Annotated in this window: 3 protein-coding genes and 1 pseudogene; all 4 read left to right on the top strand. The window is 56.4% G+C overall.

What is annotated here, in order from left to right; translation table 11 throughout:
* A partial coding sequence (locus ACH2EH_RS03040) for a PDZ domain-containing protein (protein ID WP_395138833.1) occupies positions 1-770 on the top strand: 770 nt, incomplete at its 5' end.
* Positions 771-907: 137 nt separating this feature from the next.
* Positions 908-1717, top strand: a complete 810-nt coding sequence (locus ACH2EH_RS03035; RefSeq protein ID WP_395138830.1) for a type II secretion system protein — start codon at positions 908-910, stop codon at positions 1715-1717.
* A gap of 15 nt (positions 1718-1732) precedes the next feature.
* Entirely contained in the window at positions 1733-1927 is a 195-nt protein-coding gene (locus ACH2EH_RS03030) for a hypothetical protein (protein WP_395138827.1), read from the top strand.
* Positions 1928-1990: 63 nt separating this feature from the next.
* Positions 1991-2290 (top strand): annotated as a pseudogene (locus ACH2EH_RS03025) (bifunctional D-altronate/D-mannonate dehydratase); the annotation flags it as partial.

Below are 2290 nucleotides of genomic sequence, written 5' to 3'. Positions count from 1 at the left end.
GAGAGCACCTGCGTCAGACACTGCTCTCGCTCGATGCCCGCGAGGCGCGCAAGTGGCAGTCGCTTCGGGAAGCGGCACTGGCCTATCCGCTGATCGCCACCAAAGGCGATGGCACGCGGCTACGCCTCTCCAACGATATCTACTACGAGAGCATGCTCCACTGGTTGGAAGCTGATACGCTGATTCGGCAGAAAAGCCAGGAGAAGCTCTCGCTCGATGATTTTTGTAGGCGCTTCTTTGGTGGGGTCAACCGTGGCCCGGAAGTGAAGCCCTACACAGAGGCCGCGCTCGCCGCTACCCTCTCCGCCACCCTCCCAAGCCACGACTGGGCTGGCTGGCTCCGTGCCCGCTTCGATGCCACTGACTCCCGCGCACCCCGGCTGGGGCTGGAGCTGGCGGGCTGGCCTGAGCAACTGGGAGAGGTAAACGAGCCCCGCCGTGAGCCTGAGACACTCTCGGACTTTCGGTACTCGCTCGGCTTCCGCCTGGCGGGTGCACGGATCACCCGTGTCGAGCCGGACTCGTTCGCCGCTCAAGCGGGGCTGAGCGTGGGCAACCAGCTGACGCAGCTCAATGGCCAACCTTTCACCAACACGACGCTCCGTGAGGCGATTCGTGCCTCAAAAACGCAGGCGACGCGGCTGGTTTTTCAGGTGGATGGTTCCCGCGAAGTACGTTTTGACTACCTGGGCGGCGAGCGCCTCTCCCTACTTGTCAGGCGCACCGAAGTGCCCAATCGGCTGAGTCAGATTTTTCTCAGAAAAGAATAGAAAAAGCCTTGACGGAGTTCTTGAAATCGGTTAGAGTAATCATTAAGTTAAAGATGATCTATTAAAAACATATGAAAACGGGATCACGCCTTCGACCACAGTTTGTTTCTTAAGCAAATCTTTGCGAGGTGTAAAAAATGTCTCATCAAAATAAACGGTCGGCCTTTACGCTGATCGAACTGTTAGTTGTCATCGCTATCATCGCCATTCTAGCGGCGATTCTCTTCCCTGTGTTTGCGCAGGCTCGTGATAAAGCCCGCGCCACCGCCTGTTTGTCCAATGCGAAGCAGCTTGGCCTCGGGCTCATGATGTATCTTCAGGACTACGATGAAAAAGTGCTGCCACGCTACCAGGCGTGTCCTAGCACCGGGCCTACGAATAAAGACCAAAAACTCTGGACTGCGACTATCCAGCCCTACGTCAAAAATGAGGGGATTTTTGTCTGCCCTTCGGCAGCGAATGCGAACTACGCAGACCAGTGGACGCAGTGGGATGCAACCATCAGGCCAGTGAATAATCGGGGACGTGTCGCGATTGGCTATAACCAAACCATCAGCGGCTGGTACTACGCGACTCCTAATGGCTGTGGGGATATGATCCTACCAACCATCCCACAGATCCAGGTACCCGCTAAGAATGTCATGTTCGCTGATTCGCCCTCGGGCGATCTTCCCGGTGGCTTTCGCGGCTATCTGATGGGGAACACTGGGTTGAATGTGCCCTATACCGCAACCTCCGCAGGGAGCATCGCGGCCAAGCACAACGAGGGGACAAACCTGACGTTCTTTGACGGCCATGCCAAGTGGTACAAGGGAACCTCACTCCTCTGGCAGCCCAATGCGGTGATTAACTGTACAGATACCTCGTTCTGGCTCAATCCCTACATGGATAAGAACGCTGCTCGTGTGAAATTTAATATATCTGATTCGTGCTTCCCGGATCCATAGGAGGAGCTAGACCAAATGAAAGAAAAAGTGAACCCCTTAGTGCTGATTGTGGTGGGGGTCGTGGTGTTAGCGGGAGTGGTGTTGCTGATCTGGAAGACCAGTCAAGCCACCCCCAATGAAGCTCCGGGGATCATTGTCAAACCGGCAGACCCCAACGATCCCAAGTACAAGCCTGACCCGAGGCTCAATCTGGGAGGCGGGGGCGCTTGATAAATTTCCCCTCCTGCGCTTAGCGCAGGAGGGGATTTTGTTTTTGGTGGCGAAGTGGAAAGCATGAAGATTACTGAAGTGCGGGTGATCGTGACATGCCCCGGACGAAACTATGTCGCCGTGAAGATTCTCACCGATGAGCCAGGTTTGTACGGCGTGGGCGATGCCACGCTCAATGGCCGCGAGCTCGCCGTCGCGAGTGCGCTTGAGGAGCACATTGCGCCGCTCTTAATGGGCCGCGACCCCGACCAGATCGAGGATATCTGGCAGATGCTCTTTCGGGGAACCTACTGGCGCGGTGGCCCCGTGCTGATGACGGCGCTGGCAGGAATTGACATCGCCCTCTGGGACATCAAGGGCAAG

This window comes from Armatimonas sp., from assembly GCF_043760365.1.
Lineage (GTDB): Bacteria > Armatimonadota > Armatimonadia > Armatimonadales > Armatimonadaceae > Armatimonas.
The sequence above is the reverse complement of the archived record's forward strand: the minus strand, read 5'-3'. Positions and strand labels throughout refer to the sequence as shown.